Source organism: Actinoplanes sp. NPDC049548 (assembly GCF_040676695.1).
Taxonomy (GTDB): Bacteria; Actinomycetota; Actinomycetes; order Mycobacteriales; family Micromonosporaceae; genus Actinoplanes.
Genome location: NZ_JBFAPM010000002.1, coordinates 586,823 through 612,859 on the forward strand (window position 1 = coordinate 586,823; position 26,037 = coordinate 612,859).

The 26,037-nt window shown below is 72.9% G+C and carries 21 protein-coding genes; 10 read left to right on the forward strand and 11 right to left on the reverse strand.

The genetic code is table 11. The features are described 5' to 3' along the window. Nucleotides 1–100 precede the first annotated feature (100 nt). Entirely contained in the window at nucleotides 101–283 is a 183-nt protein-coding gene (locus tag AB0J80_RS06860; protein ID WP_364701187.1) for a hypothetical protein, read from the forward strand. Here AB0J80_RS06860 and hemE read toward each other — a convergent pair. After that, nucleotides 273–1,298, reverse strand: a complete 1,026-nt coding sequence (gene hemE, locus AB0J80_RS06865) for a uroporphyrinogen decarboxylase (protein ID WP_364701189.1) — start codon at nucleotides 1,296–1,298, stop codon at nucleotides 273–275. The two genes, AB0J80_RS06860 and hemE, sit on opposite strands and share 11 nt — an antisense overlap. An 86-nt stretch (nucleotides 1,299–1,384) precedes the next feature. On the opposite strand from hemE, the gene AB0J80_RS06870 reads away from it, so the two are divergent. Continuing rightward, entirely contained in the window at nucleotides 1,385–1,954 is a 570-nt protein-coding gene (locus AB0J80_RS06870; RefSeq protein ID WP_364701191.1) for a DUF3000 domain-containing protein, read from the forward strand. Here AB0J80_RS06870 and AB0J80_RS06875 read toward each other — a convergent pair. After that, nucleotides 1,951–2,937: a S1C family serine protease gene (locus tag AB0J80_RS06875; RefSeq protein ID WP_364701193.1), complete on the reverse strand. Its 987-nt coding sequence runs from the start codon at nucleotides 2,935–2,937 to the stop codon at nucleotides 1,951–1,953. The two genes, AB0J80_RS06870 and AB0J80_RS06875, sit on opposite strands and share 4 nt — an antisense overlap. 168 nt (nucleotides 2,938–3,105) lie before the next feature. Between AB0J80_RS06875 and AB0J80_RS06880 the strand changes: the two genes are divergently transcribed. The 6 genes from AB0J80_RS06880 (at nucleotide 3,106) to AB0J80_RS06905 (ending at nucleotide 11,300) form a co-directional block, all read left to right on the forward strand. Further along, nucleotides 3,106–4,425 (forward strand): ribonuclease D, encoded by a 1,320-nt coding sequence (locus AB0J80_RS06880; RefSeq protein WP_364701195.1) that lies wholly within the window; start codon nucleotides 3,106–3,108, stop codon nucleotides 4,423–4,425. A gap of 94 nt (nucleotides 4,426–4,519) precedes the next feature. Further along, nucleotides 4,520–5,716: a thiolase family protein gene (locus AB0J80_RS06885; protein WP_364701197.1), complete on the forward strand. Its 1,197-nt coding sequence runs from the start codon at nucleotides 4,520–4,522 to the stop codon at nucleotides 5,714–5,716. A gap of 5 nt (nucleotides 5,717–5,721) precedes the next feature. Further along, on the forward strand, nucleotides 5,722–7,782 hold the full coding sequence (locus tag AB0J80_RS06890; RefSeq protein ID WP_364701328.1) for a 3-hydroxyacyl-CoA dehydrogenase NAD-binding domain-containing protein: 2,061 nt from the start codon (nucleotides 5,722–5,724) through the stop codon (nucleotides 7,780–7,782). 150 nt (nucleotides 7,783–7,932) lie between these two features. Further along, nucleotides 7,933–8,868, forward strand: coding sequence for a hypothetical protein (locus AB0J80_RS06895; protein WP_364701199.1), 936 nt, complete (start codon nucleotides 7,933–7,935; stop codon nucleotides 8,866–8,868). A gap of 116 nt (nucleotides 8,869–8,984) precedes the next feature. After that, complete coding sequence (locus AB0J80_RS06900) at nucleotides 8,985–10,004, forward strand: hypothetical protein (RefSeq protein ID WP_364701201.1); 1,020 nt, start codon at nucleotides 8,985–8,987, stop codon at nucleotides 10,002–10,004. Between the two features lie 165 nt (nucleotides 10,005–10,169). Next, the gene (locus AB0J80_RS06905) at nucleotides 10,170–11,300 is read left to right on the forward strand and encodes a DUF2637 domain-containing protein (RefSeq protein ID WP_364701203.1); all 1,131 of its coding nucleotides are present in this window, start codon (nucleotides 10,170–10,172) and stop codon (nucleotides 11,298–11,300) included. Between the two features lie 19 nt (nucleotides 11,301–11,319). Here the strand turns inward: AB0J80_RS06905 and AB0J80_RS06910 are convergent, their stop codons facing one another. Further along, nucleotides 11,320–12,168 carry a helix-turn-helix transcriptional regulator gene (locus AB0J80_RS06910; protein ID WP_364701205.1) on the reverse strand — a complete coding sequence of 283 codons (849 nt, stop codon included), beginning with the start codon at nucleotides 12,166–12,168 and terminating at the stop codon, nucleotides 11,320–11,322. A 167-nt stretch (nucleotides 12,169–12,335) separates the two neighbouring features. Here AB0J80_RS06910 and AB0J80_RS06915 point away from each other — a divergent pair, with 167 nt between their 5' ends. After that, nucleotides 12,336–13,115: a glucose 1-dehydrogenase gene (locus tag AB0J80_RS06915; protein WP_364701207.1), complete on the forward strand. Its 780-nt coding sequence runs from the start codon at nucleotides 12,336–12,338 to the stop codon at nucleotides 13,113–13,115. A gap of 44 nt (nucleotides 13,116–13,159) precedes the next feature. On the opposite strand, the gene AB0J80_RS06920 is transcribed toward AB0J80_RS06915, so the two are convergent. The 6 genes from AB0J80_RS06920 to dxs form a co-directional block, all read right to left on the reverse strand. After that, complete coding sequence (locus AB0J80_RS06920; RefSeq protein ID WP_364701330.1) at nucleotides 13,160–14,359, reverse strand: HAMP domain-containing sensor histidine kinase; 1,200 nt, start codon at nucleotides 14,357–14,359, stop codon at nucleotides 13,160–13,162. 26 nt (nucleotides 14,360–14,385) lie between these two features. Continuing rightward, nucleotides 14,386–15,078, reverse strand: a complete 693-nt coding sequence (locus AB0J80_RS06925) for a response regulator transcription factor (RefSeq protein ID WP_364701209.1) — start codon at nucleotides 15,076–15,078, stop codon at nucleotides 14,386–14,388. Between the two features lie 86 nt (nucleotides 15,079–15,164). Beyond that, nucleotides 15,165–16,493 carry a hypothetical protein gene (locus tag AB0J80_RS06930; protein ID WP_364701211.1) on the reverse strand — a complete coding sequence of 443 codons (1,329 nt, stop codon included), beginning with the start codon at nucleotides 16,491–16,493 and terminating at the stop codon, nucleotides 15,165–15,167. 43 nt (nucleotides 16,494–16,536) lie between these two features. Next, nucleotides 16,537–17,874 carry a PQQ-binding-like beta-propeller repeat protein gene (locus AB0J80_RS06935; RefSeq protein WP_364701213.1) on the reverse strand — a complete coding sequence of 446 codons (1,338 nt, stop codon included), beginning with the start codon at nucleotides 17,872–17,874 and terminating at the stop codon, nucleotides 16,537–16,539. Nucleotides 17,875–17,876: 2 nt separating this feature from the next. Continuing rightward, the gene (locus AB0J80_RS06940) at nucleotides 17,877–19,196 is read right to left on the reverse strand and encodes a PQQ-binding-like beta-propeller repeat protein (RefSeq protein ID WP_364701215.1); all 1,320 of its coding nucleotides are present in this window, start codon (nucleotides 19,194–19,196) and stop codon (nucleotides 17,877–17,879) included. Nucleotides 19,197–19,240: 44 nt separating this feature from the next. After that, on the reverse strand, nucleotides 19,241–21,166 hold the full coding sequence (gene dxs, locus AB0J80_RS06945; protein ID WP_364701217.1) for a 1-deoxy-D-xylulose-5-phosphate synthase: 1,926 nt from the start codon (nucleotides 21,164–21,166) through the stop codon (nucleotides 19,241–19,243). 126 nt (nucleotides 21,167–21,292) lie between these two features. Here dxs and AB0J80_RS06950 point away from each other — a divergent pair, with 126 nt between their 5' ends. Beyond that, nucleotides 21,293–22,690: a cation:dicarboxylase symporter family transporter gene (locus tag AB0J80_RS06950; protein ID WP_364701219.1), complete on the forward strand. Its 1,398-nt coding sequence runs from the start codon at nucleotides 21,293–21,295 to the stop codon at nucleotides 22,688–22,690. Here the strand turns inward: AB0J80_RS06950 and AB0J80_RS06955 are convergent. After that, on the reverse strand, nucleotides 22,617–23,876 hold the full coding sequence (locus AB0J80_RS06955; protein WP_364701221.1) for a TRAM domain-containing protein: 1,260 nt from the start codon (nucleotides 23,874–23,876) through the stop codon (nucleotides 22,617–22,619). The two genes, AB0J80_RS06950 and AB0J80_RS06955, sit on opposite strands and share 74 nt — an antisense overlap. Next, nucleotides 23,873–25,945, reverse strand: a complete 2,073-nt coding sequence (locus AB0J80_RS06960; protein ID WP_364701332.1) for an APC family permease — start codon at nucleotides 25,943–25,945, stop codon at nucleotides 23,873–23,875. Before AB0J80_RS06960 ends, AB0J80_RS06955 begins: the two co-directional genes overlap by 4 nt. Nucleotides 25,946–26,037: the final 92 nt, after the last annotated feature.

A 26,037-nucleotide genomic window follows, 5' to 3' on the forward strand; every position in this document is an offset into this window, starting at 1 on the left:
ACTCTCAGGTCGCGCCGCCACCCGCCCACCGGGGTCCTTCGATGTGACGGCGTTCGGGTAAGCCCTGCCGCCGGCGCACCGGGCGTCCTAGCCTGACGAAATGGACTATCAGGTGGCAGTGACCGTGGAGCAGCTGGCCGAGTGGTACGTGCGGCTGAAGGGACTCGCCGACGCCCACCACGGGCAGCCGACAGCCGACCGGCTCAAGGACCTCGCCCAGGAGGTCTACCAGGCGATCCCGTCCGAGTGGTGGGCGAACCAGCCGGAGCCGCTCAAGGGCTGACCGAGTGGATCAGCTCGACCAGGCGGGTGAGCACGTCCGGGTCGGTCTCCGGGAGCACGCCGTGGCCGAGGTTGAAGACGTGACCCCGGGCCGCCCGGCCCTCGGAGATCACCCGGCGGGCCTCGCGCTCGACGACCCCCCAGGGGGCGAAGAGCACCGCCGGGTCGAGGTTGCCCTGCAGTGAGCGGTCGGGGCCGACGATGCCCGCGGCCCGGTCGAGGGGCGTGCGCCAGTCGACGCCGACGACGTCCGCGCCGGCCTCGCCCATCGCCCGGAGCAGCACCGCCGTGCCCACCCCGAAGTGGATGCGCGGCACGCCGGCATCCGCGAGCCCGGCCAGAACCCGTGCCGAGTGCGGCAGGACGTACTCGCGGTAGTCCGCCTCCGACAGCGCGCCGGCCCAGGAGTCGAAGAGCTGGACCGCGCTCACCCCCGCCTCCACCTGCACGCGCAGGAAAGCCAGGGTGATGTCGGCGAGGCGGCCGCAGAGCGTGTGCCACAGCTGCGGGTCGCCGTACATCAGGGCCTTGGTCTTCAGGTACGTCCGGGACGGCCCACCCTCCACCAGGTAGCTGGCCAGGGTGAACGGCGCGCCGGCGAAGCCGATCAGCGGCGTCGCGCCGAGCTCCGGCACGAGCAGGCGCACCGCCTCGGCCACGTACGAGACGTCGCCGGGTTCGAGGGGCCGCAGCCGCTGCACGTCGGCGGCCGTGCGGATGGGCTCCGCCACGACCGGGCCGGTGCCCGCGACGATGTCGAGGTCGATCCCGGCCGCGGCCAGGGGTACGACGATGTCGCTGAAGAGGATGGCCGCGTCGACGCCGTGCCGGCGGACCGGCTGCAGGGTGATCTCGGTGACCAGGTCCGGCCGCCGGCAGGACTCCAGCATGCCGACACCCTCGCGGATCTTGCGGTACTCGGGCAGGGAACGCCCCGCCTGACGCATGAACCAGACGGGCGTATGCGGCACGCCGAGGCCGCGGCAGGCGCGCAGGAAGGCGGAATCGTTGGTCACCCGCGCCATGGTGCCACGTGAGTGAACCCGTCCCTGCGGCGCGCCGCGCGCGGACGGAAGGCAGTGATCGGCATAGGCTTCCTCCCATGGCGCCCACGTCCGCTGCACCCGAGGCGTTCACCCGCGCGGTGGCCGGGTTGCGGGCCGCCGCGCCGCGCGAGGAGATCCTGCTCGAGGAGATCGCCGCGCCGCAGCGGCTGGCACCGTACGGCTTCGCCCTGAGCGCCACGGTGCTGCGCGACGGCGACGAGGTGGCCAGCGGCCGGCTGATCCTGCTGCACGATCCGGCGGGTCACGACGCGTGGCAGGGCAACCTGCGCCTGGTCACCCTGATCACCGCCGAGCTGGAGTCCGACCTGGCCGGCGACCCGCTGCTGCCCGCGGTGGCGTGGACGTGGCTCACCGACGGCCTCGACCAGCAGGACGCGGCGTACACGGCGATCGGCGGCACGATCACCCAGACCACGTCGACCCGCTTCGGCGAGCTGGCCGGTCCCGCCCCGACCGCCGATCTGGAGATCCGCGCCTCCTGGACCCCCACCTCCGACGACCTCGGCGCCCACCTCCAGGGCTGGTGCGCCATGCTGTCCTCCACCGCCGGCCTCCCCCCGCCGGGAGTGACGGCCTTCAACCGCCACCGCGCGGCGACCTCCTAACAGATCTCGAAGGTGTCGCAGGCGGTCGTGATCGGTATGGCCAGGCCGATGCCCTCGGCGTCGCGGGCCTTGGCGGTGGCCACCCCGATCACCTCGTCGGCGGAGTTCACCACGGGTCCACCGGAGTTGCCCGGGTTGATCGGCGCGTCGAACTGGATCGAGGGACCGTCGGCGTCGTCCGGCCGGTAGGCGCTCACCACCCCGGTGGTCACCGTGTCCTCCAGTCCGAGCGGCGCGCCGACGACAACGACCTGCTGCCCCGCCTTGACGGTCTTCCCGGCGGCGTCCAGCGCGGCGATCTGCCGGTCGGCGCGCAGCAGGGCCAGGTCCTTGCTCGCGCTCACCTTGACGATCGTCGCCGACATCTCGTCCTTGCCGCGCTCCAGGAAGACCTTCTTGCCGCCGGACTCCCACACCGACTCGATGACGTGGTAGTTCGTCAGCAGGTTCGCCTTGCCCTTGGCCGCCTCGTCACCGATGGAGAACGCCGTACCCGTGAAGTTGCCGGCCCGGACCCGGAAGACGCTCGGCAGCACCGACGACGAGATCGCCTCCGGGTCGAAGACCCCGGCGAGCTGCTTCTCCAGCCGGTCGGCGCGCTCGGCCAGCGCCGACTCGCGCTGCTGCGACGCGGCCAGCCGCTCGCCGAACCGGCTGTCGGCCCGCTCCAGCCGCCAGGCCATGAACCCGCCACCGCCGAGCAGGACCAGCGCGAGCAGGGCCGGGGCCAGCCGTCCGCGGCGGCGCACCTCGACCGGCTCGGCCACCACCGGGTACGGCGCTCCCCCGGACGGCGAGGCCAGATAGGGCCCGTCCTCGCGGCGCGCCGGCCGCGGATGCCCCACCCTGGGCTGCGGCGGCGGCGCGGACCGCCGGGAAGCGGTCGCCCACTCGCCGGACGGATGGTCGGGCAGGCTCAGCAGCGGGTCCTGCGGCGGCCGGCGCTGGCCCGGCACCCCGAAGGGGTCGTAGGCGGTGGTCATGAAGCTCCCGGATCCGGATCGGGTGTGGTTCGCAGGGGGTAGTACGGACGGAACGAGCCCGCGGACGGGTCCGGAGCGAACCGATTTCCGGCCGCGGAGTGGATCGAGGTTCGACGCGCCGGTACCCGGCTGCACACGCGGGGGGAGGTACCCCCGTACGGTTACGGAGTGACCGACGAAGCATCTCTGCGCCGTCGGGACGCGCCGGACCACGCAACCGACGGACCGCACGACGTGCCGCCCGACCCGACGTCTGGCGGTCCCGAGCCTGCCCGCGCCTCCGTTCCGCTGACCGCGCCGCGGGACGGCACGCCGCGCCCGGTGGAGTCCGCCGACGCGCTGGCCGAGGTCGTCGCCCGGATGGCCGCCGGGTCCGGGCCGGTCGCCGTCGACGCCGAGCGGGCGTCCGGCTACCGCTACACCCAGCGCGCCTACCTGATCCAGCTGCGCCGGGAGGGCGCCGGCACGGTCCTGATCGACCCGATGCCGCTGGAGGACCTCCGCACGCTGGACGCGGCGCTGGCCGACACCGAGTGGGTGCTGCACGCCGCCAGCCAGGACCTCGCCTGCCTCGCCGAGCTGGGCATGAAGCCCCGCCGGCTGTTCGACACCGAGCTCGCCGCGCGGCTGGCCGGCTTCGAGCGGGTCGGCCTGGCCGCCCTCACCGAGCAGCTGCTGGGCTACTCGCTGGAGAAGCACCACTCGGCCGCGGACTGGTCCACCCGGCCGCTGCCCGAGTCGTGGCTGACGTACGCGGCCCTGGACGTCGAGCTGCTCACCGACCTGCGCGACCTGCTGGCGGAGGAGCTCGAACGCCAGGGCAAGGCGGAGTGGGCCGCCGAGGAGTTCGCCGCGCTGGTGGCGAGCGCCGACCGGCCGCCGCGCACCCGTCCCGACCCGTGGCGGCGTACGTCGGGAATCCACCGCGTCCGCGGCGCCCGCGCCCAGTCCCGGGTCCGGGCCCTCTGGTACGCCCGCGACGGCGTGGCGGCCCGCCGAGACTCGGCCCCCGGCCGGGTCCTGCCCGACTCGGCGATCATCGCGGCCGCGGAGCTCGACCCGAAGGACGAGCGCACCCTGCTGAGCCTGCCGGGCTTCGGCGGCCGCTCGGTGCGCCGGCTGGCCCGGGTCTGGCTGGACGCGCTGGACGCCGCCCGTGCCCTCCCCGACGCCGAGCTGCCGGTGAACCAGCCGGTCGAAGGCCCCCCGCCGCCGCACCGCTGGGCGGAACGCGACCCGATCGCCGCCGCCCGCCTGCAGCGCTGCCGGCAGGTCGTCATCGCCACGGCCGAGTCGCACACCCTCCCGCCGGAGAACCTGATCAGCCCGGACTTCATCCGCCGCCTCGCCTGGTCCCCGCCCGCCGAGATCACCCCCCAGACGGTCGCCGACACCCTCCAGAACCTCGGCGCCCGCGCCTGGCAGGTCGGCCTCATCGCCGAAGACCTCGCCAAGGTCCTCCCGGAGGCACCTCCCGCGATCGACTGAACGGGGTTCGCCACACTTGCTAGCCCAGAAATTTACTGGCGAGTAACATTGCTCGCGTCACAGCCCTGGGTTCACGCCTGCAAGGAGGCTTGTTGTGCCCCGAGTAAGTCGCGAGGTCGTCTTCGTCGACGGCGTCCGCACCCCGTTCGGCAAGGCCGGCGGCATGTACGCCGAGACCCGTGCCGACGATCTGGTGATCCGGTGCATCCGTGAGTTGATGCGCCGCAACCCGCAGCTCCCGCCCGAGCGGGTCGACGAGGTGGCCATCGCCGCCACCACCCAGATCGGCGACCAGGGCCTGACCATCGGCCGCACCGCCGCGCTGCTGTCCGGCCTGCCCAAGACCGTTCCCGGTTACGCCATCGACCGGATGTGCGCCGGCGCCATGACCGCGGTGACCAACGTCGCCGGCGGCATCGCCATGGGGGCGTACGACGTCGCCATCGCGGGCGGTGTCGAGCACATGGGCCGGCACCCGATGGGTGAGGGCGTCGACCCCAACCCGCGGATCCTGGCCGAGAAGCTCGTCGACCCGTCCGCGCTGGTCATGGGCGCCACGGCCGAGAACCTGCACGACCGCCTGCCGGAGATCACCAAGGAGCGGGCGGACGCGTTCGGCCTGGCCTCGCAGGAGAAGACCGCCAAGGCGTACGCGAACGGCAAGCTGCAGCCCGACATGGTCCCCGTGGCCGTGCGCAGCACCGAGGAGGGCTGGGGCCTGGCCACGGCCGACGAGGCGCCCCGCGAGACCTCGATGGAGAAGCTCGCCACCCTCAAGACCCCGTTCCGCCCGCACGGCCGGGTCACCGCCGGTAACGCGGCCGGCCTCAACGACGGCGCCACCGCGGCCCTGCTGGCCAGCGAGGACACCGCCCGCGAGCTGGGCCTGCCGATCGCCATGCGGCTCGTCTCGTACGGGTTCGTCGGCGTCGAGCCCGAGGTCATGGGCTACGGCCCGATCCCGTCGACGGAGAAGGCGCTGCGCCTGGCCGGCCTGACCATCGACGACATCGGCCTGTTCGAGCTGAACGAGGCGTTCGCCATCCAGGTGCTCGCCTTCCTCGACCACTTCGGCATCGCCGACGACGACCCGCGGGTGAACCCGTGGGGCGGTGCGATCGCCATCGGGCACCCGCTCGCGTCCTCGGGTGTCCGGCTGATGACGCAGCTCGCGCGCCACTTCGCCGAGCACCCCGAGGTCCGCTACGGCCTCACCGCGATGTGCATCGGCATCGGCATGGGCGGCACGGTCATCTGGGAGAACCCGAACTGGGAAGGTGCGGACAAGTGACGGCTCTGCCTGAGTACCCCAACGAGGTCGTGACCAAGGCGCTCGTCCGCCTGGTCAAGGTGCCGGGCCTGGACAAGCCCGCCGCCCTGATCACGCTCGACAACGGGTTCGACTACAAGAAGCCCAACAGCTTCGGCCCGGGCGGGCTGCGCTCGCTCGACGAGGCGATCACCAAGGCCACCGAGGCGGACCCGGCGTTCATCGCGGTGACCGGCAAGCCGTACATCTTCTGCGTGGGTGCCGACATCACCGGCATGCCGTTCATCACCCAGCGGGACCAGGCCGTGGCCCTGGGCGAGCTGGGCCACCGGGTCTTCGCCCGGCTCAAGAACTCCACCATCCCGACGTTCGCCTTCATCAACGGCGCGGCGCTCGGCGGCGGCCTCGAGGTCTCCCTGCACTGCCACTACCGCACGGTCTCCAGCGGCGCGGCCGCCCTCGGCCTGCCCGAGGTCGCGATCGGCCTCGTCCCCGGCTGGGGCGGCAGCCAGCTGCTGCCCAACCTCATCGGCGTACCGGGCGCGGCGCAGGTCATCCTGCAGAACCCGCTGACCCAGAAGGTGCTCCGGCCGAAGCAGGCCGCCGAGCTGGGCGTCGCCGACGCGCTGTTCGAGGCGGCCGACTTCCTGGAGCGCTCGCTCGAGTGGGCCGCCGGTGTGGTCAAGGGCGAGATCGAGGTGCAGCGCCCCGAGGTCGACAAGGACATGTGGGAGGGCGTGCTCTTCTTCGCCAAGCAGCAGCTCGACGAGAAGCTGCACGGCGCCGTCCCGTCGGCCAACAAGGCCCTCGAGCTGCTCGCGCTCGCCAAGGACGCCACGTTCGAAGACGGTACGGCCGCCGAGACCGAGGCGCTCGCCGACCTCATCATGGGCGACGAGTCGCGCGCCAGCCTGTACGCGTTCGACCTGGTCCAGCGCCGCGCCAAGCGGCCGGTGGGCGTACCGGACAAGGAGCTGGCCCGGAAGGTCACCAAGGTCGGCATCGTCGGCGCCGGTCTCATGGCCTCCCAGCTCGCGCTGCTGTTCGCCCGTCGCCTGCAGGTGCCGGTGGTGCTCACCGACCTCGACCAGAGCCGGGTGGACAAGGGCGTCGACTACGTCCGCGGCCAGATCGACAAGATGGTCGGCAAGGGCCGGATGGACGAGGGTACAGCGGCCAAGCTCCGGGGCCTGGTCAGCGGCTCGGTCGACAAGTCCGTCTTCGCCGACGCCGACTTCGTCATCGAGGCCGTGTTCGAGAACCTCGACCTGAAGAAGCAGATCTGGGCCGAGATCGAGAAGATCGTCGGACCCGAGACCGTGCTCGCCACCAACACCTCGTCGCTGTCGGTGAGCGAGATGGCCGCCGACCTCGAGCACCCCGAGCGGGTCGTCGGCTTCCACTTCTTCAACCCGGTCGCGGTCCTGCCGCTGCTCGAGATCATCAAGGGCGAGCGTACGGACGACGCCACGCTGGCCACGGCCTTCGCGGTCGGCAAGGAGCTCAAGAAGTCCTGCGTGCTGGTCAAGGACGCCCCGGCGTTCGTGGTCAACCGCCTGCTCACCCGCTTCACCAGCGAGGTCTTCACCGCGATCGACGCCGGCACCCCGCTGGCGACCGTCGACACGGCGATGGACCCGCTGGGGCTGCCGATGCGCCCGATCGCGCTGCTGCAGCTCGTCGGCCCGGCGGTCGCGTACCACGTGGGCGAGACGCTGCACCGGGCGTTCCCGGACCGCTACGCCGACAGTCCCAACCTCAAGAAGATCGTCGACGCCGGCCTGCCGCTCATGGTCGACGACGAGATCAACCCCGAGGTGGTCAAGCTGGTCGAGGGCGGTTCCGCCCCGCTCACCGCCGACGAGGTACGCCAGAAGGCGCTCGACGCGCTGGCCGAGGAGATCCGGCTCATGCTCGACGAGGGCGTCGTCGCCGAGGCGCAGGACATCGACCTGTGCATGATCCTCGGCGCCGGCTGGCCGTTCCACCTGGGCGGCGTCACGCCGTACCTGGACCGCAGCGGCACCTCCGAGCGGGTGACCGGCAAGCGCTTCCTGCCGCAGGGCGTCGGCAGCCTGCCCGCCTGACGCACGACATCCGGCGCCCCCGCACCCTGTCTCCGGGTGCGGGGGCGCCTTCGTGACAGCACTGTGTTGCAACAGTGACGGGTAGGCGACGCACGAGATCACCGCAGGTCGGTACGCTCCGGCGGCTGACTTCTTACTTCTGGAGCTTCCATGTCACAGCCGCCGTACCAGCCCTATCCCGGCCAGCCCGGTCCCGAGCAGCCGGGCGGTGGCTACCAACCGCCGGCGGCTCCGGGCTCGTACCCGCCCGGTTCCTACCCGCCACCGGCTCCCGGCGGGGGTTCCTACCCGCCGCCGGCCCCCGGCGCAGGCTCGTACCCGCCGCCCGCTCCCGGCGCAGGCTCGTACCCGCCGCCCGCCCCCGGCGCAGGCTCTTACCCGCCGCCTTCCTCGGGCGCGGGGGCGTACCCGCCGCCGTCCTCCGGCGCGGGGGCGTACCCGCCGCCCGGCGACGGCTCCTACCCCGGCGGCCCCGCGCCGCAGTTCGGAGCGCCCGCGCCGCAGAAGAAGGGCTCGGCGCTCAAGATCGTGCTGATCATCTTCGGCGTGCTGGCGCTGCTCTGCGTCGGTGGCACCGCCGTGGCCTACTTCGCCGCGAAGGACAAGGTCAAGGAGGTCGTCGACGCCGCCAAGATCTCCGTGGTCGAGCCGGAGACGCTCGGCGGCCGCCCCAAGGCCACCGACCCGGCCCTGCAGAGCAGCGTCGACGGCCTGGACAGCGAGATGTCCAAGATCCCGGGTGCGACCGCCTCGGTGGGCGCCATCTACGGCGACGCCAAGGAGCAGGACATCGTCATGGTGGCGGCGACGTCGTCCATCAGCGGTACGGCGCAGAGCCGCTACGACGAGTTCACCGAGGGCCTCGGCCAGGGCGGCATCAAGCTCGAGAACCTCGCCGACACCAACCCCGGCCCGCTGGGCGGGATCGCGAAGTGCGGCGACAGCACCACGAGCGGCGTACCGATGGCCGTCTGCGTGTGGTCCGACAACGGCAGCGTCGGCATGATCGCGATGCTCTTCAAGGAGAAGGCGGCCCTGGAGAAGGAGTTCGTCGGCATGCGCGGCCAGATCGAGAAGAAGGCCTGACCCGTCGCCGCCCCGCGAGCCCTGGCCGTCCGGCGTGCCGGGGCTCGCGGAACAGCGGACGTGCCGCCGGCCCGGTGCGGCTAAGCTTCGCCCCAGCCAGACCCCATGGAGCGTCGATGTCGCAACCCCCGTACCCCGGCCAGAACCACCCGCAGCAGCCGTCCGGCCCGCCCTACCAGCAGCCCGGCCCCGGCTACGGCGGCGGGCCGGTCCCGGGACAGCCGTCGCCCTACCAGGGACAGCCGAATCCCGACGTCCCGCCGTCGGTCCCGCCCGGCTACCCGCCGCGGCCGGCGTACGGGCAGCAGGTCCCGCCCCAGCCGGACTACACCCGCGTCGACCACGGCCAGCCCGGCCACCCTCAGCCGGAGTACACCCAGCCGCAGTTCGCCCAGCCGGGATACCCCCAGCCCGACTACACCCAGCCGCAGTACGCCCAGCCCGGCTACGCCCAGCCGGGGTATGCGCCGGCGCCGAAGCCGAAGAGCCGGGCCGTACCGATCACGCTGGTGTCCATCGCCGTCCTCCTGGTGCTCTGCGTGGGCGGCGGCACCGTCATCTACCTGGCTGCGCGCAACGCCGCGGACGACGTCGCGACGGCCGGCCCCTCCACCGGTCCCACGGCGAGGACCGATCGGACCGAGCCGACCGAGGAACCGACGGCCGAGCCCGCCGCCGAGATCACCGTCGTCGAGCCCGCGAGGCTGGGCGGCCGGCCCAAGCTCACCGACCCGCAGTTCGCCGGCGCCGCCGCGCAGCTCGAGGAAGGCCTGCAGAAGGTTCCCGGCGCGACCCAGACGGTCGGCGGCCTCTACGGGACCCCGGCCGACCAGGACATCGTCATCGTGGCGGCCGCGGCGGCCGACGTCGCCGACCCGAAGCGCGAGCTCGACGGCACCTTCCTGGGCGCCGGCGTCGGCGGACTCAAGATCACCGACATCACCAGCACCGCACCGGGATCCCTCGGCGGCGTGGCGAAGTGCGGCAAGGGCGAGGCCGGCGGCGCACCGCTGGTCATGTGCGGCTGGGCCGACGAGGGCAGCGTCGGCTGGATGATCTGGTACTACGAGTCGATGAGCGACGCCAAGGCCGAGTTCCCGAAGCTCAGAGGCCAGGTCGAGAAGAAGTCAAACTGACACGCCGATAGCGCTGATCTCACCTTCGTCTCGTCTAGGACACGAACACGACGCGGTCCCGAGGGATTAAGGCTCGATGCCGTACCGAAACATCGAGCGGCCAGGATGGTTCGCCGGACCCGCCGGGTCCACCGCCACCGAAACCGACTGGCAGAGGAGCGCACGGTGATACTCCCGCAACTTCGGCGCGTCCGCTGGGCCGTGCGAGCGACCCTCGTGCTGGGCGTCGCGGCCTCCGTGGTCGCGAACATCCTGCACGCCCTGGACAACCCGATCAGCCAGGCCATCGCCGCCTGGCCCCCGCTCGCCCTCCTCCTGACGGTCGAGCTCATCTCGCGGGTCCCGGTCCACCGCCGCTCCCTGGCCCTCGCCCGGCTGGTCGCCACCGCCACGATCGCGGGCATCGCCGCCTGGGTGTCCTACTGGCACATGGCGGGCGTGGCGGCCCGCTACGGCGAGACCGGCGCGTCGCCCTACCTGCTGCCGCTGTCGGTGGACGGGCTGATCGTGGTCGCCAGCATCTGCCTGGTCGAGCTGGGCGGCCGCATCTCGGCCCTGCAGCGGGAGGCGGCCGGGCAGACCACGTCCCCCGCAACGGGTACGTCGTCCGCGCCGGTCCCTGGATCGACGGCCGGCACCGGCATTCCCGCGTTGATCCCGCTCCCGGCGGTCACCAAGCCGTCGCCCGCGGCATCAGCGGCGCCGTCCGCATCTCTTTCGGAGGCCGCGCCGGCAACGGCCGCGGTGCCGGCGACGGCTGCGGCGTCCACGCCGGCCGCGACGGCGACGGCGGCACCGGCCGCGTCGGCTGTGCCGGCGTCCTCCCCGGCTTCCGTGTCGCGGCGCACGACTGCCGAGGCGCTGGCCGAGGTAGCCGCGGCCCTGCCCAGGAACGGCCTCCCCAAGACGCGCGGCCCGGAAGTCTCGTCGTTCGCGCCGACCGTCACCCGCCGGCCGCGCACAGTCGCCGCCTCCTCCGGTCCGGCCCGTCCGGCGACCACCGCCACCGCCCGCCCGGTGGGCTCCGGCCCGGCCCGGCCGGCAACCTCTGCCGCGGCTCGCCCGGCCGGCGCAGGTCGCGGCACGGCGAAGCCCGCCGCGAAGCCGTCCACCAAGTCCACGCCCAAGGTGCGTCGCACGCCGGCCGAGACCATCGCGGCGGCCGAGAAGATCAAGGCAGCCCGCCCCGATCTGACCGACGCGGAGCTCGCCGCGGAGCTCGGCATCAGCGTCTCCCGCTGGCGCACGATCCGCCGCGAGGCCGGAGCCGGCACGGACCTCCGCCTGGCCGCCTAGACCGAACCGCCCGCTTCGGCTACCTCGGTACCCCCATGACCTGGGTGCCGACGACCGACAACAACCGCAAGGCCTCCTCGGACGGCGAACCCGCCGTGGCCGTGTAGATCACCACTCGCTGGTCGCGGTCGGCGACGTCGAGGGCGTCGCAGTTGACGGTGACCGGCCCGACCACCGGATGGTCGAACGTCTTCACCAGGGCCGGCGCGACGGCCACCTCACGCGCCGCCCACAGCCGGGCGAACTCGTCGCTGCCGTCGAGCAGCTCGCGGATCAGCCCGGCCGTCTCGGCATCGTCCGGGTAGCGCGCCGCGGTGGCACGCAGGCCCTGGGCGACGCTGCGGGCGAAATGAGCGGCGTCCGACACGCCCCAGAGCGAGCGGCCCGCCCCGCGGGGGTCCAGGAAAACGCGGCGAGCCAGGTTCCGGTCCCGCCGCGACAGGGCGGAGAAGTCCTCCATGAGAGCGGCCGCGAGGCTGTTCCAGGCGATCACCTCGTAGACGGCCGAGGTGACGAACGCGGCGGCGTGCGGAAGACGATCGAGCAGGTCCAGGATGCTCCGCCGGACCACACGGGAGGGCGCCGACGGGGGCTGCGGCGGCACCCCGGCCAGGTGGTGCAGGTGGGCGCGCTCGGCGTCGGACAACCGCAGGGCCCGCGACAACCCGGACAACACCTCCCGCGACGGATGCGGTCCGCGGGCCTGTTCCAGCCGCGTGTAGTACTCCGTCGAGATGTACGCCAGCTGAGCCACCTCCTCGCGCCGCAGCCCCGGAGTGCGCCGCACGCCGGCCGGCAAGCCGACCTCGGCCGGGCGGATACGTTCTCGTCGGCTGCGCAGGAACGCGGCCAGTTCCCCTCGATCCACACCCCCAGTCTCCGCGGACCCCGCCGGCCCGGCCAGGTACTGCCAGTCCCTGGCTGACGCCCCGGGCGCGAAACGGAACCCACGATCGCGAAGCGGAACGTGGCCGGTTCCGCCAGGCACTGCCGGGTCCTGGATGGCGTCGCGGCCCGTGACCAGGCTCGGGTGCCATGACGACTTCACCGACATCCGCCGGCCTGCTCGCCGGCAAGGTCGCGTTCATCTCGGGCGCCGGGCGGGGCATCGGCGCCGCAGCCGCCCGGCTCTTCGCCCTCGAGGGCGCCCGGGTCGTGCTGGCCGCCCGGACCGAGGCGCAGCTGCGGACGGTGACCGATGCCGTACGCGCCACCGGCGGCATCGCCGACTACGTGGTGTGCGACCTGGCCGACGCGGGCAGCGTCCGCGCCGCCGTGGGCCGCGCCGTCGAGCTGCACGGCCGGCTCGATGTGGCGTTCAACAATGCCGGGACCTTCGTGCCGCCCGGTCCGCTCGACACGGTGACCGAGGCGGACTTCGACCACGTGTACGCGATCAACCTTCGCGGCCCGTGGCTGTCCATGGTCGCCGAGGTCGCGGCCGTCCGGGCGACCGCCGGCACCGGGGCCATCGTGAACAACTCCAGCGTCGGCAGCCTGCGGGGCAATCCGGCGCTGCCCGCGTACGGGGCGATGAAGCGTGCGGTGAACAGCCTCACGGAGTCGGCGGCGGTCACCTACGGGCCGGAGGGCATCCGGGTCAACGCGATCGCGCCGGGCAACACCCGGACCGAGATGATCGACACCTGGCAGGAGCACTCACCCGGCCTGGTGGATCGCCTGGTGGCGGCCACCCCGCTGGGCCGCGGCGCCGAACCCGAGGAGATCGCGCAGGCCGCGGCGTGGCTGCTCAGCGACCGGGCGTCATTCGTGACCGGCGCGGTGCTCCCGGTCGACGGCGGCGTCCGCGCCTGACCGGCCGGAGACGACCGGTCCCGCGCCGGGCATGCGAAGCCGGGTCAGCTGGGGGCGACGCCGAGGCCCTTGGCGCGCGGCACGGTCGCCGACGCGGCCACGACCGGCGTCGTGTCGGCGGCCGGCAGGCTCACCGTGACCTCCAGTCCCCCGCCGGGCTGCGCCACCGCCGACACCGTGCCGCCGTGCGCGTCGCACACCGCGCGGACGATCGACAGGCCCAGCCCGGATCCCCGCGATCCCGTACGCTCCCAGCCGCCCCGCCGGAACGGCTCGAACAGACCCGGCACATCGCCCGGATCCACCTCGTACCCGGTGTTCCCGACCACCAGCCGCGCCTGCCCGTCCACGTTGTCGGTACGCAGCCAGAGCTTGCCCATCAGGTGGTTGTAGCGGATCGCGTTCTCGATGAGGTTGCCCGCGAGCCGGTCCAGCAGGCTGGGGTCGCCGACCACGTTGGCCGCCTGCAGGTCCGTCGTCACGTCGAGTTTCATGCGCTCCGCCTCGGCCTTCACCGCGGACAGCGCGTTGTAGACGCTGGTGGCCAGGTCGGCGGGGACCTTGCGGACCAGCCGGCGTCCGGACTGCGCCTCGCTGCGGGCCAGGACGAGCAGCGCGTCGACCAGGCCGTTGGCGCGTTCGGAGGCGTTGCGGACCACCTTGGCCATGCGGCGGTACTCGGCGACGTCCGCCTCGTCGTCGCTGAGGGTGACGTCGATCTCGGTACGCATCACGGCGAGCGGTGTTCTGAGCTCGTGGGAGGCGTTGGCGACGAAACGTTTCTGGGACTCGAACGCGCCCGCGAGCCGGTCCAGCATGGCGTCGAACGTGCGCGCGAGCTCCGCCACCTCGTCGTCCGCGCCGGAGTAGCGGATGCGCTGGTCGAGGGTCTCCTCGCCGAGGCGGCGGGCGGTCGCGGTGACGTGGTGCAGCGGCCGCAGCGCCCGGCCTGCCACCGCGTACGCACCGGCGGTGCCGATGATGCCGATGGCGAACAGTGCGACCAGACCCTTGGCGAGGAGCTCACGGGAGGCGCTTTCCACGAGGTCGGTCTGCCACTGCAGCGCGTTCTGGGTGGTGCCGTCGGAGAGCACGACCTGCGTGCCGGGCTGCAGCTCGTCGGCGGGATGCAGCGCGTGGTCGACGAGCAGCCACGCGAGCAGCACGAGGATGGCGCCCGCGCCGACCAGGAGGATGCCGTTGAGGAGGGTGAGCCGGAGGCGAAGGGTCGGCCGGAGGCGCATCTGCTCGCGCCGGGTGGCGTAGACGGTCACGGGGCGCCGCCCGCCGGGGTCACCACGACGGGTTCGGGCACGCGGTAGCCGGCGCCGACCACGGTCTCGATCAGCGGTGGGTCGCCGACTTTCTTGCGCAACGTCATGACGGTGACCCGGACGGTGGTCGTGAACGGGTCGGTGTTGGCGTCCCAGACGCGTTCGAGCAGCTCCTCGCTGGAGACCACGCCCCCGCGGGCCTTGAGGAGCTCCTCCAGGACGCCGAACTCCTTGTTGGTGAGGTCGATCGGTGCCCCGCCGCGGGTGACCACCCGGCGCGTCTGGTCGAGCACGAGGTCGCCGACGGTCAGCACCGGCGGCGCGGCCGGGGTGGCCCGCCTGCCGAGGGCCTGGACCCGGGCGACGAGCTCGTCGAAGGCGAACGGCTTGGGCAGGTAGTCGTCGGCGCCGAGCTGGAGGCCCTCGACCCGGTCGGCCACCGTGCCGCTGGCCGTGAGCATCAGCACCCGGGTCAGCGCCCCGGACTCGACCAGCGCCGCGCAGATCTCGTCGCCGTGCATGCCGGGCAGGTCCCGGTCCAGCACCACGACGTCGTAGCGCGTCACGTACGCCATCTCGTGGCCGGTCAGGCCGTCGTAGGCGACGTCCACCGCCATCCCCTTGCGCCGCAGCCCCCGCGCGATCGCGTCGCAGAGATTCCGCTCGTCTTCCACCACCAGCACGCGCACCCGCGGATCCTCCGGAATCCCTCTAACCCGCCGCCCAGCTTCGACGCTGCCGCGTGAAGCCGCCGTGAGTGCAGGCTACCTCTAGGTCACGATCTGGTAAGAGGCCAGATCGCGACGGAGGCGTCGATGCTGCGGCACACGAGGACGCCCGTCGCGTACTGGCAGTCGCCGGAGACGCCGGTGGCTTCGCCCAGCACGCGGAGGGCGAGCGTGCGGGGGTCGAGGGACGCGTACCAGACGACGTCGTCGCCGATCAGCTGGCGCAGGCCCACGACCGTACCGTCGGCGCGGACCGGGCCGACCGACTGCCACATGCCGAAGTCGCCGTGCATGTCGCCGGTCTCCGGGTCGACGACCGCGAGCGGGTAGCGGGCCTCGAGCCCTTCCCTGCCGGTGACCAGCAGGTACTTCCCGGCGTCGACGGCGGACGTCCAGCGCGGGCTGGACCAGCGGAAGGCGCCCGTGACCGGGTCGATCACCTGGACGCCGCCGCGGTAGCCGAAGAGGCAGATGCTGCCTCCGCAGTCGGCTTGCACCCAGCGACCGGAGAGGTCCAGCGAGTTGGTCCAGCGCTCACTGAGGTCGGTGAGGGCGTACGCGGTGACCTGGTTGAGCCCGCCGACCAGCACCAGGTCCCCGGCCGGCCAGACCGTGATGCCGCGCCGCGACCAGCTCGGCGGTGCGGCGACGTCGGTGTTCGCGACGATCCGGCCGCTCACCGTGTCGCGTACCTCGAGGTGGCCGGCGACGGTGGCGGTGACGAGGCGGTGCGGGAAGCCGTCGCGGCTGTGTCCTGCCTCGGTGGTGTAGCCGAGGACGGGCTGGCGCAGCACCCAGCGGGTGCGCCCGGTGGCGAGGTCGACGCCGTACCAGTTGAGGTTCCCGACCTGGGGGCTGTTCTCCCGCAGCAGCACGAGGCCGTCGGCGTGGGAGACGCTCAGCAGCCGCGCGGGCGCCCGCCAGAGCGCGTGGTCGGTGCCGGCTGCGACGGCGACCGTGGCTTCGGCGCCGACGGTGTCCACCTGGTACGACACCAGCACGATGTTCCCGGCCGAGGTCACGTGGAAGACGGCTCCGGTGACCGCGGCCGTCGTCCGGGCCAGCAGCTCGCCGCCGGGCAGCGCGTAGGTGCTGATCACCCGGTTCTGCACGTGGGTCGTCGGCTGGGCGGGCGGCGCGTCGACGACATGGAGGCGGTCCGGCTCGACGAACATCGTGTCGCCCAGCCGGGCCGGCACGGTCACCGGCCGTTGGGGTTCGGCACGCGGGACCGCGCCGGTGACCAGCCCGAGGAGGACGACCGCGGCGACGGCCAGGGCGGCCCGGTGCGAGTGCGGTGCCGACCGGGCGGGTGGGGGCGCCGGCTGCTCCCCTTCGTGGCGCAGCTCGCCGAGGTCGATGACGACGTCGCCCACGCCGTCATTGTGCGCCGAAGAACACCGCTCGGCGACCGGACGCTCACCCCAGGTGGTGATAGATCTCGATGCCGTGGGGGACCCGGCACGCTACGGTGGCGTCGTCCAGGCGGCATTCGCCGTTGGTGTCCGGGATCCGGCCGAGCGGCTGGACCGCCGCCGCGCCCGGCCGCAGCAGGCCGGTCACGGTGCTGCGCGTGGCGGACTCGTACCGGGTCACGAGGTAGGCGTCGGATCCCGGCGAGGCCGTGTAGGTCATCCAGTACCGCAGGTCGGCCCGGGTCTTACCGGTACGCCGGTCGGCGATCCGCAGGGGCCGGCTGGTGGAGCGGGCCTCCAGGACGGCGTCCGTGCCGAACGCGCTGAGGTCGATGCCCGCGCCTGCCCGCCACAGCGGCGCGCCGGTGCGGGGGTCGAGGACGGCGACTTCGGTACGGCTCCTCGCGCAGGGCAGGGCGACGCACGCGACCGCACTGCCCTGGGGGTCCGCCTCGTCGCGTTGCCAGAGCGGTTCCAGGGTGTCCTGGGCGTACGCGGCGACCCGCCCGCCCTGGCCGAAGTCGCCGTAATGCACCAGCAGGATGTCGCCAATGGCCTCGAACCACACCGGTCCGCGGCCGTCGACCCGGGGCATCGCGCGCTGGCGCTGGACCGCACCGTCGCCGGCGGACCGCACGGTGAGGAGGTCGGCGGAGAGCACGGCGAAGGCTTCGCGGACGCCGATCGCCTGCGTGGAGACCGACCCCGCGATGGTGGCGGACCACAGCCGGCGCCCGGTGCCGAGGTCGACGCCGGACAGCGTGGTGCTGAGCGCCGGCTCGGTGTGCAGGCCGTCGCCGGCGTAGCCGTACAGCCGGCCGGGGTCGCCGGACTCCGGGTCGTACTCGGTGCCGGGCCGGAACCGCTCCTGCTGCAGCAGGCCGGTGGCGTCGCCGCCGAGGCGCTGCACCAGGTTCGAGGTGTGCCAGCGCACCGCGCCCGTCTTCGCGTCGAGGACGGTCGTCGCGCCCGCGGCCCGGATCATCACCACGCCGCCGGCGGCGTCGGAGACGTAGTAGGGGCGTTCCTCGTCGCCGGGCGGGCCGGTCACGGTCCACAGCTCGCGGACCGGGTCTGTGGTCAGGGCGCGGATCCGAGGCGGCCCGGCGCCGAAGGAGATCGTATAGAGGCGCCCGCCGAACAGCTGGAAGTCCCCGTCGTCCGGCAGCGGCACGAGACCGTTGCGCCGCCAGATCATCGCGGAGGCGGGCGCGGCGCCGCCCAGCGCGAGCAGGAGGACCACGGCGAGGAGGAGACCGGCGCGGCGGTAGACGTACGCGGGTGGTGGGCTGGCGGCTGCGGGCGGAGCCGGTGTCCCGGGGCTCAGCTCGATCAGCGCCACGCCTATCCCTTCCGCTGGTACGCCCAGACCACGAGCTCGCCGGCCGTCGAGCGGCAGACCAGCCGGCCGGGCGCGGCCTGGCAGTCGCCGGTGCCGGCGGGCAGGTCGGACAGCAGCTCCGGTCCCGCGTCGCCGGGGGCGGCGACGGCGACCATGGTACGGGCACCCGCGTGCACGATCCGCGTCACGAGCAGGTGGTCACCGCCGGAGCCGGGGACCAGCCGCCAGCCCCGCAGGTCGACGAGGACGTCGCCGGAGGCCGGGTCGACGATGCCGACGGGGTCGCTGTCGCCGGCGGGCGTACCGAAGGCCACCACCATCCCGTCGCGCTCCTCGACGCTGCGCCACGCGGGACGGGACCAGACGAGGCCGCCGTCGGCGGGGTCCACGGCCCGCACCCCGTCCGGGCCGGTGAGGCAGGCGAACCGGCCGCAGGTGACGACGCCGAAGGCGGATCCGGCCGGCCGGGTCCACCGGTGCTGCAACGTCACCGGGTCGAAGGCCGACACCATGCGCCCGGCCAGGGTCGGGTGCCGCAGCAGCAGGAGGCCACCGGAGACCACGGGGTTGTCCGGCCCGTAGTCGGCGGGCGGCAGCTGCCCGGTCGCCAGGACGGCACCGGTGGTGAAGTCGTGGACGGCGGCGGTGCGGTTGTCGTGCACGAGCAGCATCCGCGGGGCCAGGTCGCCGGTCCCGGGCACGCCGAGCAGCACCGCGGTCGACGGCACCGCGACGTGCCAGCGGGTCATGCCGGTCGCCGCGTTGACCGCCTCCACCGAGCCCTGGACGCGGCGGCCGGGACCGGAGAAGCTGCGCACGCTGGAGACGGCGAGCAGGGCGGGCGAGCCCGCGACGGTGACCACGCTGCCGGAGCGCCGCCAGAGCGCCGAGCCGTTGGCCAGCGAGAGGGCGGTGGTGCCGGGATCGGTCCGGGCCATGCCGGCGTACGGCCGCAGCAGCACCACCCCGCTGCCGGTGCGCAGCCTGTACGAGGGGGCGTCGGAGCCGGTCTGCCAGCGCAGCTGCCCGTCGGCGAGGTCGTAGGACGCCAGCGTGCCGAGGCTCTGCACGAGCAGGTCGCCGGTGGTGGTCATCGCGTACGGGTCGGCCGGCCCCACCCGCACCGAGAGCACCGGGGTCAGGGCCGGTGGCGGCGGGGCGGCGGACGCGGCGGAGCCGAGGAGCACGACCACGGCGATGAGGACGGGCGCGAACCACCGGGGCACGGTGGAGCGCGCCGGGGAGGCGTACTCGTCGGGCTCGCCCCGGTCCAGACCGAGGTCGATGACTACCGTGTTGCCGCCGAACGTCTCCGCCGCCATACCCTCAAAGGTAACGGCTTAGTAACGAAAGCGCCCGTTGAGCCTCACGGGGCCGGCTGGCGCTCCGCGGCGGGCTCCTCCAGCTGCGACACCCACTCGGTCACGTCGCGCGCGATGTCCTGAGCGGTCAGCCCGAGCGAGGCCAGGATCTCTGCGCGGCTGCCGTGCGGGTGGAAGCCGACCGGTACGCCCAGGTCACGCAGCGGCACGTCCACTCCGGCGTCGCGCAGCGTGCTGGCCACGGCCTCGCCGACCCCGCCGGCACGCACACCGTCCTCCAGCGTCACGACGAGGCGGTGCCCGCCGGCCAGGCCGACGAGCTCGATCGGCACCGGGCGCACCCAGCGCGGGTCGACGACCGTCACGCCGTACCCGTGCTCCGCGATCCGCTCGGCGACCTCCATGCCGAGCTTGGCGAAGGCACCCACCGCGACCAGGAGCACGTCCTTACGCTCCCCCTCGCGCAGGACGTCGACCGGCCCGACCCGGCGCAGCGCCGGGAGGTCCGCGGCGACCGAGCCGGTCGGGAACCGCACGATGGTCGGCCCGTCGTCGACCGCGACCGCCTCGCGCAGCTCCTCGCGCAGGGTGGCGGCGTCGCGCGGCGCGGCGATCCGCAGGCCGGGAACGACGCCGAAGACGCTCATGTCCCAGATGCCGTAGTGGCTGGGCCCGTCGGGGCCGGTGATGCCGGCGCGGTCGAGCACGAACGTGACCGGCAGCTCGTGCATCGCCACGTCGAGCAGGACCTGGTCGAACGCGCGGTTGAGGAACGTCGCGTAGACCGCCACGACCGGGTGCAGGCCGCCCATGGCCAGGCCCGCCGCCGAGGTCGCCGCGTGCTGCTCGGCGATGCCCACGTCGTACACCCGCTCCGGGTACTTCTTCGCGAGCGCGGCGATGCCGGTGGGCTCGGCCATCGCCGCGGTGATACCGACGATGTCGGGCCGCTCGTCGGCGATCGCCACGAGCTCCTCGGCGAACACGTGCGTCCACTTCACCGTGGGAGCGGCCAGCAGCTTGCCGGTCTCGATGCTGAACGCGCTGCCCGGGCCGTGCAGGCAGTCCGCCTCGTCGTCCTCCGCGGGCCGGTAGCCGTAGCCCTTGCGGGTCACCGCGTGCACGATGACCGGCGCGTTGAAGCCCTTGGCCCGGCGCAGCGCCGACTCCATGGCCTGGGTGTCGTGCCCGTCGACCGGGCCGATGTACTTGATCCCGAGATCCTCGAACATCGGCTGCGGGCTGACCGCGTCCTTGATGCCCTTCTTCACGGCGTGCAGCACCTCGTACGCCGGCTTGCCCACCACCGGGGTCGAGCCGAGGGCGTTCTTCACCAGGTCGAGCACCCGCTCGTAACCCGGGTTGAGGCGCAGCGTGGAGAGGTGGTCCGCGAGGCCGCCGATCGTGGGCGCGTACGACCGGCCGTTGTCGTTGACGACGATGACCAGCTTGTTCCTGGCCGCGGCGATGTTGTTGAGCGCCTCCCAGCACATGCCGCCGGTCAGGGCGCCGTCGCCGACCACCGCCACCACGTGCCGGTCCTCGCCGCGCAGCGCGAAAGCCTTCGAGATGCCGTCCGCATACGACAGGGCGGTCGAGGCGTGCGAGTTCTCGATGAGGTCGTGCTCGCTCTCGGCGCGGCTGGGGTAGCCGGAGAGGCCACCGCGCTGCCGGAGCAGGTCGAAGCCGTCCTGGCGGCCGGTCACGATCTTGTGCACGTACGCCTGGTGCCCGGTGTCGAACAGGATCCGGTCCCGCGGCGAGTCGAAGACCCGGTGCAGCGCGAGGGTGGTCTCCACCACGCCCAGGTTGGGCCCCAGGTGCCCGCCGGTGCGCGAGACCTTGGCCACGAGGAAGTCACGGATCTCGGCGGCGAGCAGGGTCAGCTGCTCAGCGCTCAAACGCTTGAGGTCGCCGGGCGTCTCGATCGTGCCGAGGATGCCCGCCGTCTGATCACTGCGCTCGCTCATGAGGCGTCAGTCTATCGGCGTACGGCACGCGCGCACCTGGCGCGATCGGTTACTGCGACCTCCTCCACAAAACCTGCACAACACGAAGATCGTGACTCAGATCACTTGGTGAGGTAGGAAGGACGCATGACCGTCGATGCGCCCACGGTCCGCCGCGACCGCAGCCACCTGCTCTACATCGCCGTGATCGTGGCGATGGCCCTCGGCATCGCCGTCGGCTTCCTCTTCCCCGACGTCGGCAAGGCACTGCGCCCGCTCGGGACCGGCTTCGTCGCGCTGATCAAGATGATGATCTCGCCGATCATCTTCTGCACGATCGTGCTCGGCGTCGGCTCGGTCCGCCGGGCCGCTCAGGTGGGCCGGGTCGGCGGCCTGGCACTGCTCTACTTCCTCGTCATGTCGACCGTGGCGCTGACCATCGGCCTGGTGGTGGGCAACATCCTGCATCCCGGCTCCGGGCTGCACCTCAGCGCCGAGCTGGCCCAGACCGGCCAGGCGCAGGTGGCCAAGGAGGCCGAGTCCGGCGTCGACTTCGTGCTCGGCGTCATCCCGGAGACGCTGGTGAGCGCGCTGACCAGCGGCCAGGTGCTGCAGACCCTGCTGGTGGCCCTGCTCGTGGGCTTCGCCGTGCAGGGCCTGGGCAGCCGCGGCGAGCCGGTGATCCGGGCGGTCGCCGTGATCCAGCGGCTGGTGTTCAGGATCCTCGCCATGATCATGTGGCTCGCCCCGGTCGGTGCCTTCGGCGCCATGGCCGCGGTGGTCGGCGCCACCGGGGTGGACGCGCTCAAGAGCCTCGCGGGCATCATGGTCGGCTTCTACACGACCTGCGCGCTCTTCGTCTTCGTCGTCCTGGGCCTGCTGCTGCGCCTGGTCGCGCACATGTCGATCTTCAGGCTGCTGCGCTACCTGGCCCGGGAGTTCCTGCTCATCCTGTCGACCTCGTCGTCCGAGTCGGCGCTGCCCCGGCTGATCGCCAAGATGGGCCACCTGGGCGTCAGCCGGCCGGTCGTCGGCATCGTCGTCCCGACCGGGTACTCGTTCAACCTCGACGGCACGGCGATCTACCTGACGATGGCGTCACTCTTCATCGCCGACGCCCTCGACAAGCCGCTCTCCGTGGGCCAGCAGATCGGCCTGCTGCTGTTCATGATCATCGCCTCGAAGGGCGCCGCCGGCGTCACCGGCGCCGGCCTGGCGACGCTGGCCGGTGGCCTGCAGAGCCACCGGCCCGACCTCGTACCCGGCGTCGGCCTGATCGTCGGCATCGACCGCCTGATGTCCGAGGCGCGGGCGCTGACCAACTTCGCCGGGAACGCCGTGGCCACCGTCCTGATCGGCACCTGGACCGGCGAGATCGACCGCGAGCAGGCCCGCGCCGTGCTCGCCGGCGAGGCCCCGTTCGACGAGACGTCCTACGACGACGACCCGCACGACGCCCACGGGGAACCGGTCAGCGACCGGGAGGAACCAGCAGAGCCACGCACTCCACGTGCTGAGTCATCGGAAAGCAGTCGTACGCCCTGAGCGCCGCGACCCGCCACCCCAGCCCGGTGAACGTCTTCACGTCCCGGGCCAGGGCCGCGGGATCGCACGCCACGTAGGCCACCGCCCGCGGGCCCGCCGCGGCGACCGCCCGCACCACCTTGCCCCCGGCGCCCGCGCGCGGCGGGTCCAGCACCACCAGGTCGACCGGGCCGGTGACCCGGCGGCGGGCCAGGGCGACGTCCACCTTCGCCGCCACCACCTCCACGCCGTGCAGGTCCGCCAGGTTGCGCCGGGCCGCGGACACGCCCACCGCGGACGACTCCACCACGGTGGTCCGGGCGCCGGTCCGCTCCGCGAGCGCGGCGGCGAACAGGCCGGCGCCGCCGTACAGGTCCCAGGAAACCTCGCCCGGCCGGGGCTCGAGCAGCTCCAGCACGGCGGCGACCAGGGTGTCGGCGGCGGCCGGGTGGATCTGCCAGAAGCCCTCGGCCGGCACGTCCCACTCCCGGCCCGCCGCGAGCTCCCGCACGTGGGCCGAGCCGTCGAGCAGGGCGCGGTCACCGCCGTGGGTCTCGTCCAGCATCGACTCCACGGGCGCCGAGCCGGCCCGCGCGAACACCGTGACATCGCCGCCGGTGGACGCGACCGCTTCGACCGCCGAGACGTCCGGCCAGGTGCGCGCGGTGACGTCGAGCGCCTGCAACGCCGGGTGGGCGATGCGGCAGCGGTCGATCGGGACGACCTCGTGCGAGCGGTGCTTGAGCAGGCCCGGGCGGTCGGCGGCGTCGACGGCGTACCGGATGCGGGTACGCCAGCCGAGGAGACCGCCGGGCAGCGGCTGCACCTGGACGCCCAGCGTGTCGGTCAGGCCGCCCATCCGGGTGAGCAGCTCGCGCACGACGGCGGTCTTCCACTCCCGCTGTGCGGCCGGCGAGACATGCTGCAGGTCGCAACCGCCACAGGCTCCGGGACGGGCGTACGGGCAGGGCGGCGTGACCCGGTCAGGAGACGCGTGGTGCACCGCGACCGCGTCGGCGCGCAGGTATCCCCGGTGCAGCTCGGTGATCTCCGCCGTGACCCGCTCCCCCGGCAGCGCGTGCCGGACGAACACCACCTGCCCGTGCTCGCCGCCGATCCGCGCCACGCAGTGCCCGCCGTGCGCGGGCGCACCGACCGTCACCTCGACCCGGTCACCCTCGACGAGATCGAGCTCCGCCGGGCTCACCGGGACTCGTCCGGCACGGCCGCCGCGGCCGGGACATCGGACCGGCGTCCCGCGGCGGCCGTCGACGTCGGGCTGTCCGTGCGGCGGGTCCGCGGACCGCGGGCCGGGGCGCGGCTGAGGTTCTCGTCGAGGCGGTCCAGGTCCCGGTCCTGGCTGGAGCGCAGCTGCCACGGCACGCTGGTCACCATCACGCCCGGCTCGAACAGCAGCCGTCCCTTGATCCGCAGGGCGCTCTGGTTGTGCAGCAGGTTCTCCCACCAGCGGCCCACGACGTACTCGGGGACGAAGACGGTGACCACGTCGCGCGGCGAGCCGCGGCGCACGCTCTTGACGAAGTCGATGATCGGCCGCGTGATCTCCCGGTACGGCGAGTCGACCACCGTCAGCGGCACGGGGATCTGCCGCCGCTCCCACTCCGCCTGGATCTTGCGGGTGTCCTTGTCGTCCACGTTGACCGTCACCGCGGTGAGCGTGTCCGGCCGGGTCGCCTGGGCGTACGCCACGGCCCGCAGCGTCGGCAGGTGCACCTTGCTGACCAGCACCACGGCGTGGTTGCGCGACGGCAGCACCGGGCGCTCCTCGGTGGGCTGCAGCTCCTCGGCGACCCGCACGTAATGCTTGCGGATGCTCAGCATGAGCACGTAGATCACGATCATCCCGGCGATCGCGATCCATGCGCCGAGCAGGAACTTGGTGATCAGTACGACGATCAGCACGGCGCCGGTCATCGCCACGCCGACGGTGTTGATGCCCCGCGAGCGGTACATCTGCCGGCGCTTCGTCGGATCGCGCTGGGTCCGCAGGAGCCGGTTCCAGTGCTTGATCATGCCGGCCTGCGACAGCGTGAACGACACGAAGACACCCACGATGTAGAGCTGGATCAGCCGGGTGACCTCTGCGTCGAAGGCCATGATCAGGACCATCGCGGCGACGGCCAGGAAGATGATGCCGTTGCTGAACGCCAGGCGGTCGCCACGGGTGTGCAGCTGCCGCGGCAGGTAACGGTCCTGGGCCAGGATCGAGCCGAGCACCGGGAAGCCGTTGAAGGCGGTGTTCGCGGCCAGGAACAGGATGAGGGCGGTGACCGCGCCGACCAGGTACAGCAGGATCGAGCCGTTGCCGAACACCGTCTCACCGAGCTGGGTGGTGACCGTCTTCTGCACGTAGTTGGCCGGCCCGGAGACGATCTGCGAGGTGTCCTCGACGTACTGCAGGTGGGTGGCGCGGGCCAGCAGCACGATGCCGACCAGCATCGTGATCGCGATGCCACCGAGCATCAGCAGCGTGGTGGCGGCGTTCTTGCTCTTCGGCGGCTTGAAGGCCGGCACGCCGTTGGAGATGGCCTCCACACCGGTCAGCGCGGCGCATCCGGAGGAGAAGGTGCGCAGGAGCAGGAAGACGAAGGCGAAGCTGGTCAGGTGCTGTTCCTCGGCGTTGATGACGAGGCCGGCGCTCGGGGCACGGAGGTCCTGGCCGAGCACGAAGACCCGGACCACCCCGGTGATGACCATGCCGAGGATGACCACGATGAACGCGTACGTCGGGATGGCGAACGCCGTGCCGGACTCCCGCAGCCCGCGCAGGTTGAGCCCGGTGAGCACGGCGACCGCCGCCAGCGCGATGCCGATCTTGTGCTCGGCGACGAACGGCACCACCGAGCCGAGGTTGTTGACGCCGGCGCTGACCGACACCGCCACGGTGAGGATGTAGTCGACCAGCAGCGCGCTGGCCACGGCCACGCCGAAGCGCGGACCCAGGTTGACCGTCGCCACCTCGTAGTCGCCGCCACCCGACGGGTACGCGTGCACGTTCTGCCGGTAGCTCGCCACGACGGTGACCATCACGACCGCGACGGCCAGCGTGATCCAGGGCGAGTAGACGAACGCGCCCGCCCCGGCGATGGAGAGGGTCAGCAGGATCTCGTCGGGCGCGTACGCGACGCTCGACAGCGCGTCGGAGGCGAACACGGGCAGCGCGATCCGCTTCGGCAGCAGCGTGTGCTGCAGCTTGTCGGAGCGGAAGGGCCGGCCGAGCAGCAGGCGCTTGGCTAAGGACGTCGAACTCGCCACAAGCGCCAAGCGTACGGCTGTCCGCGCCACGCCGTCGGGCGCCCCGGCCAGCGTCCGTCGCGCGGGCATGGCACGCTCTGCTGAGTACGCAT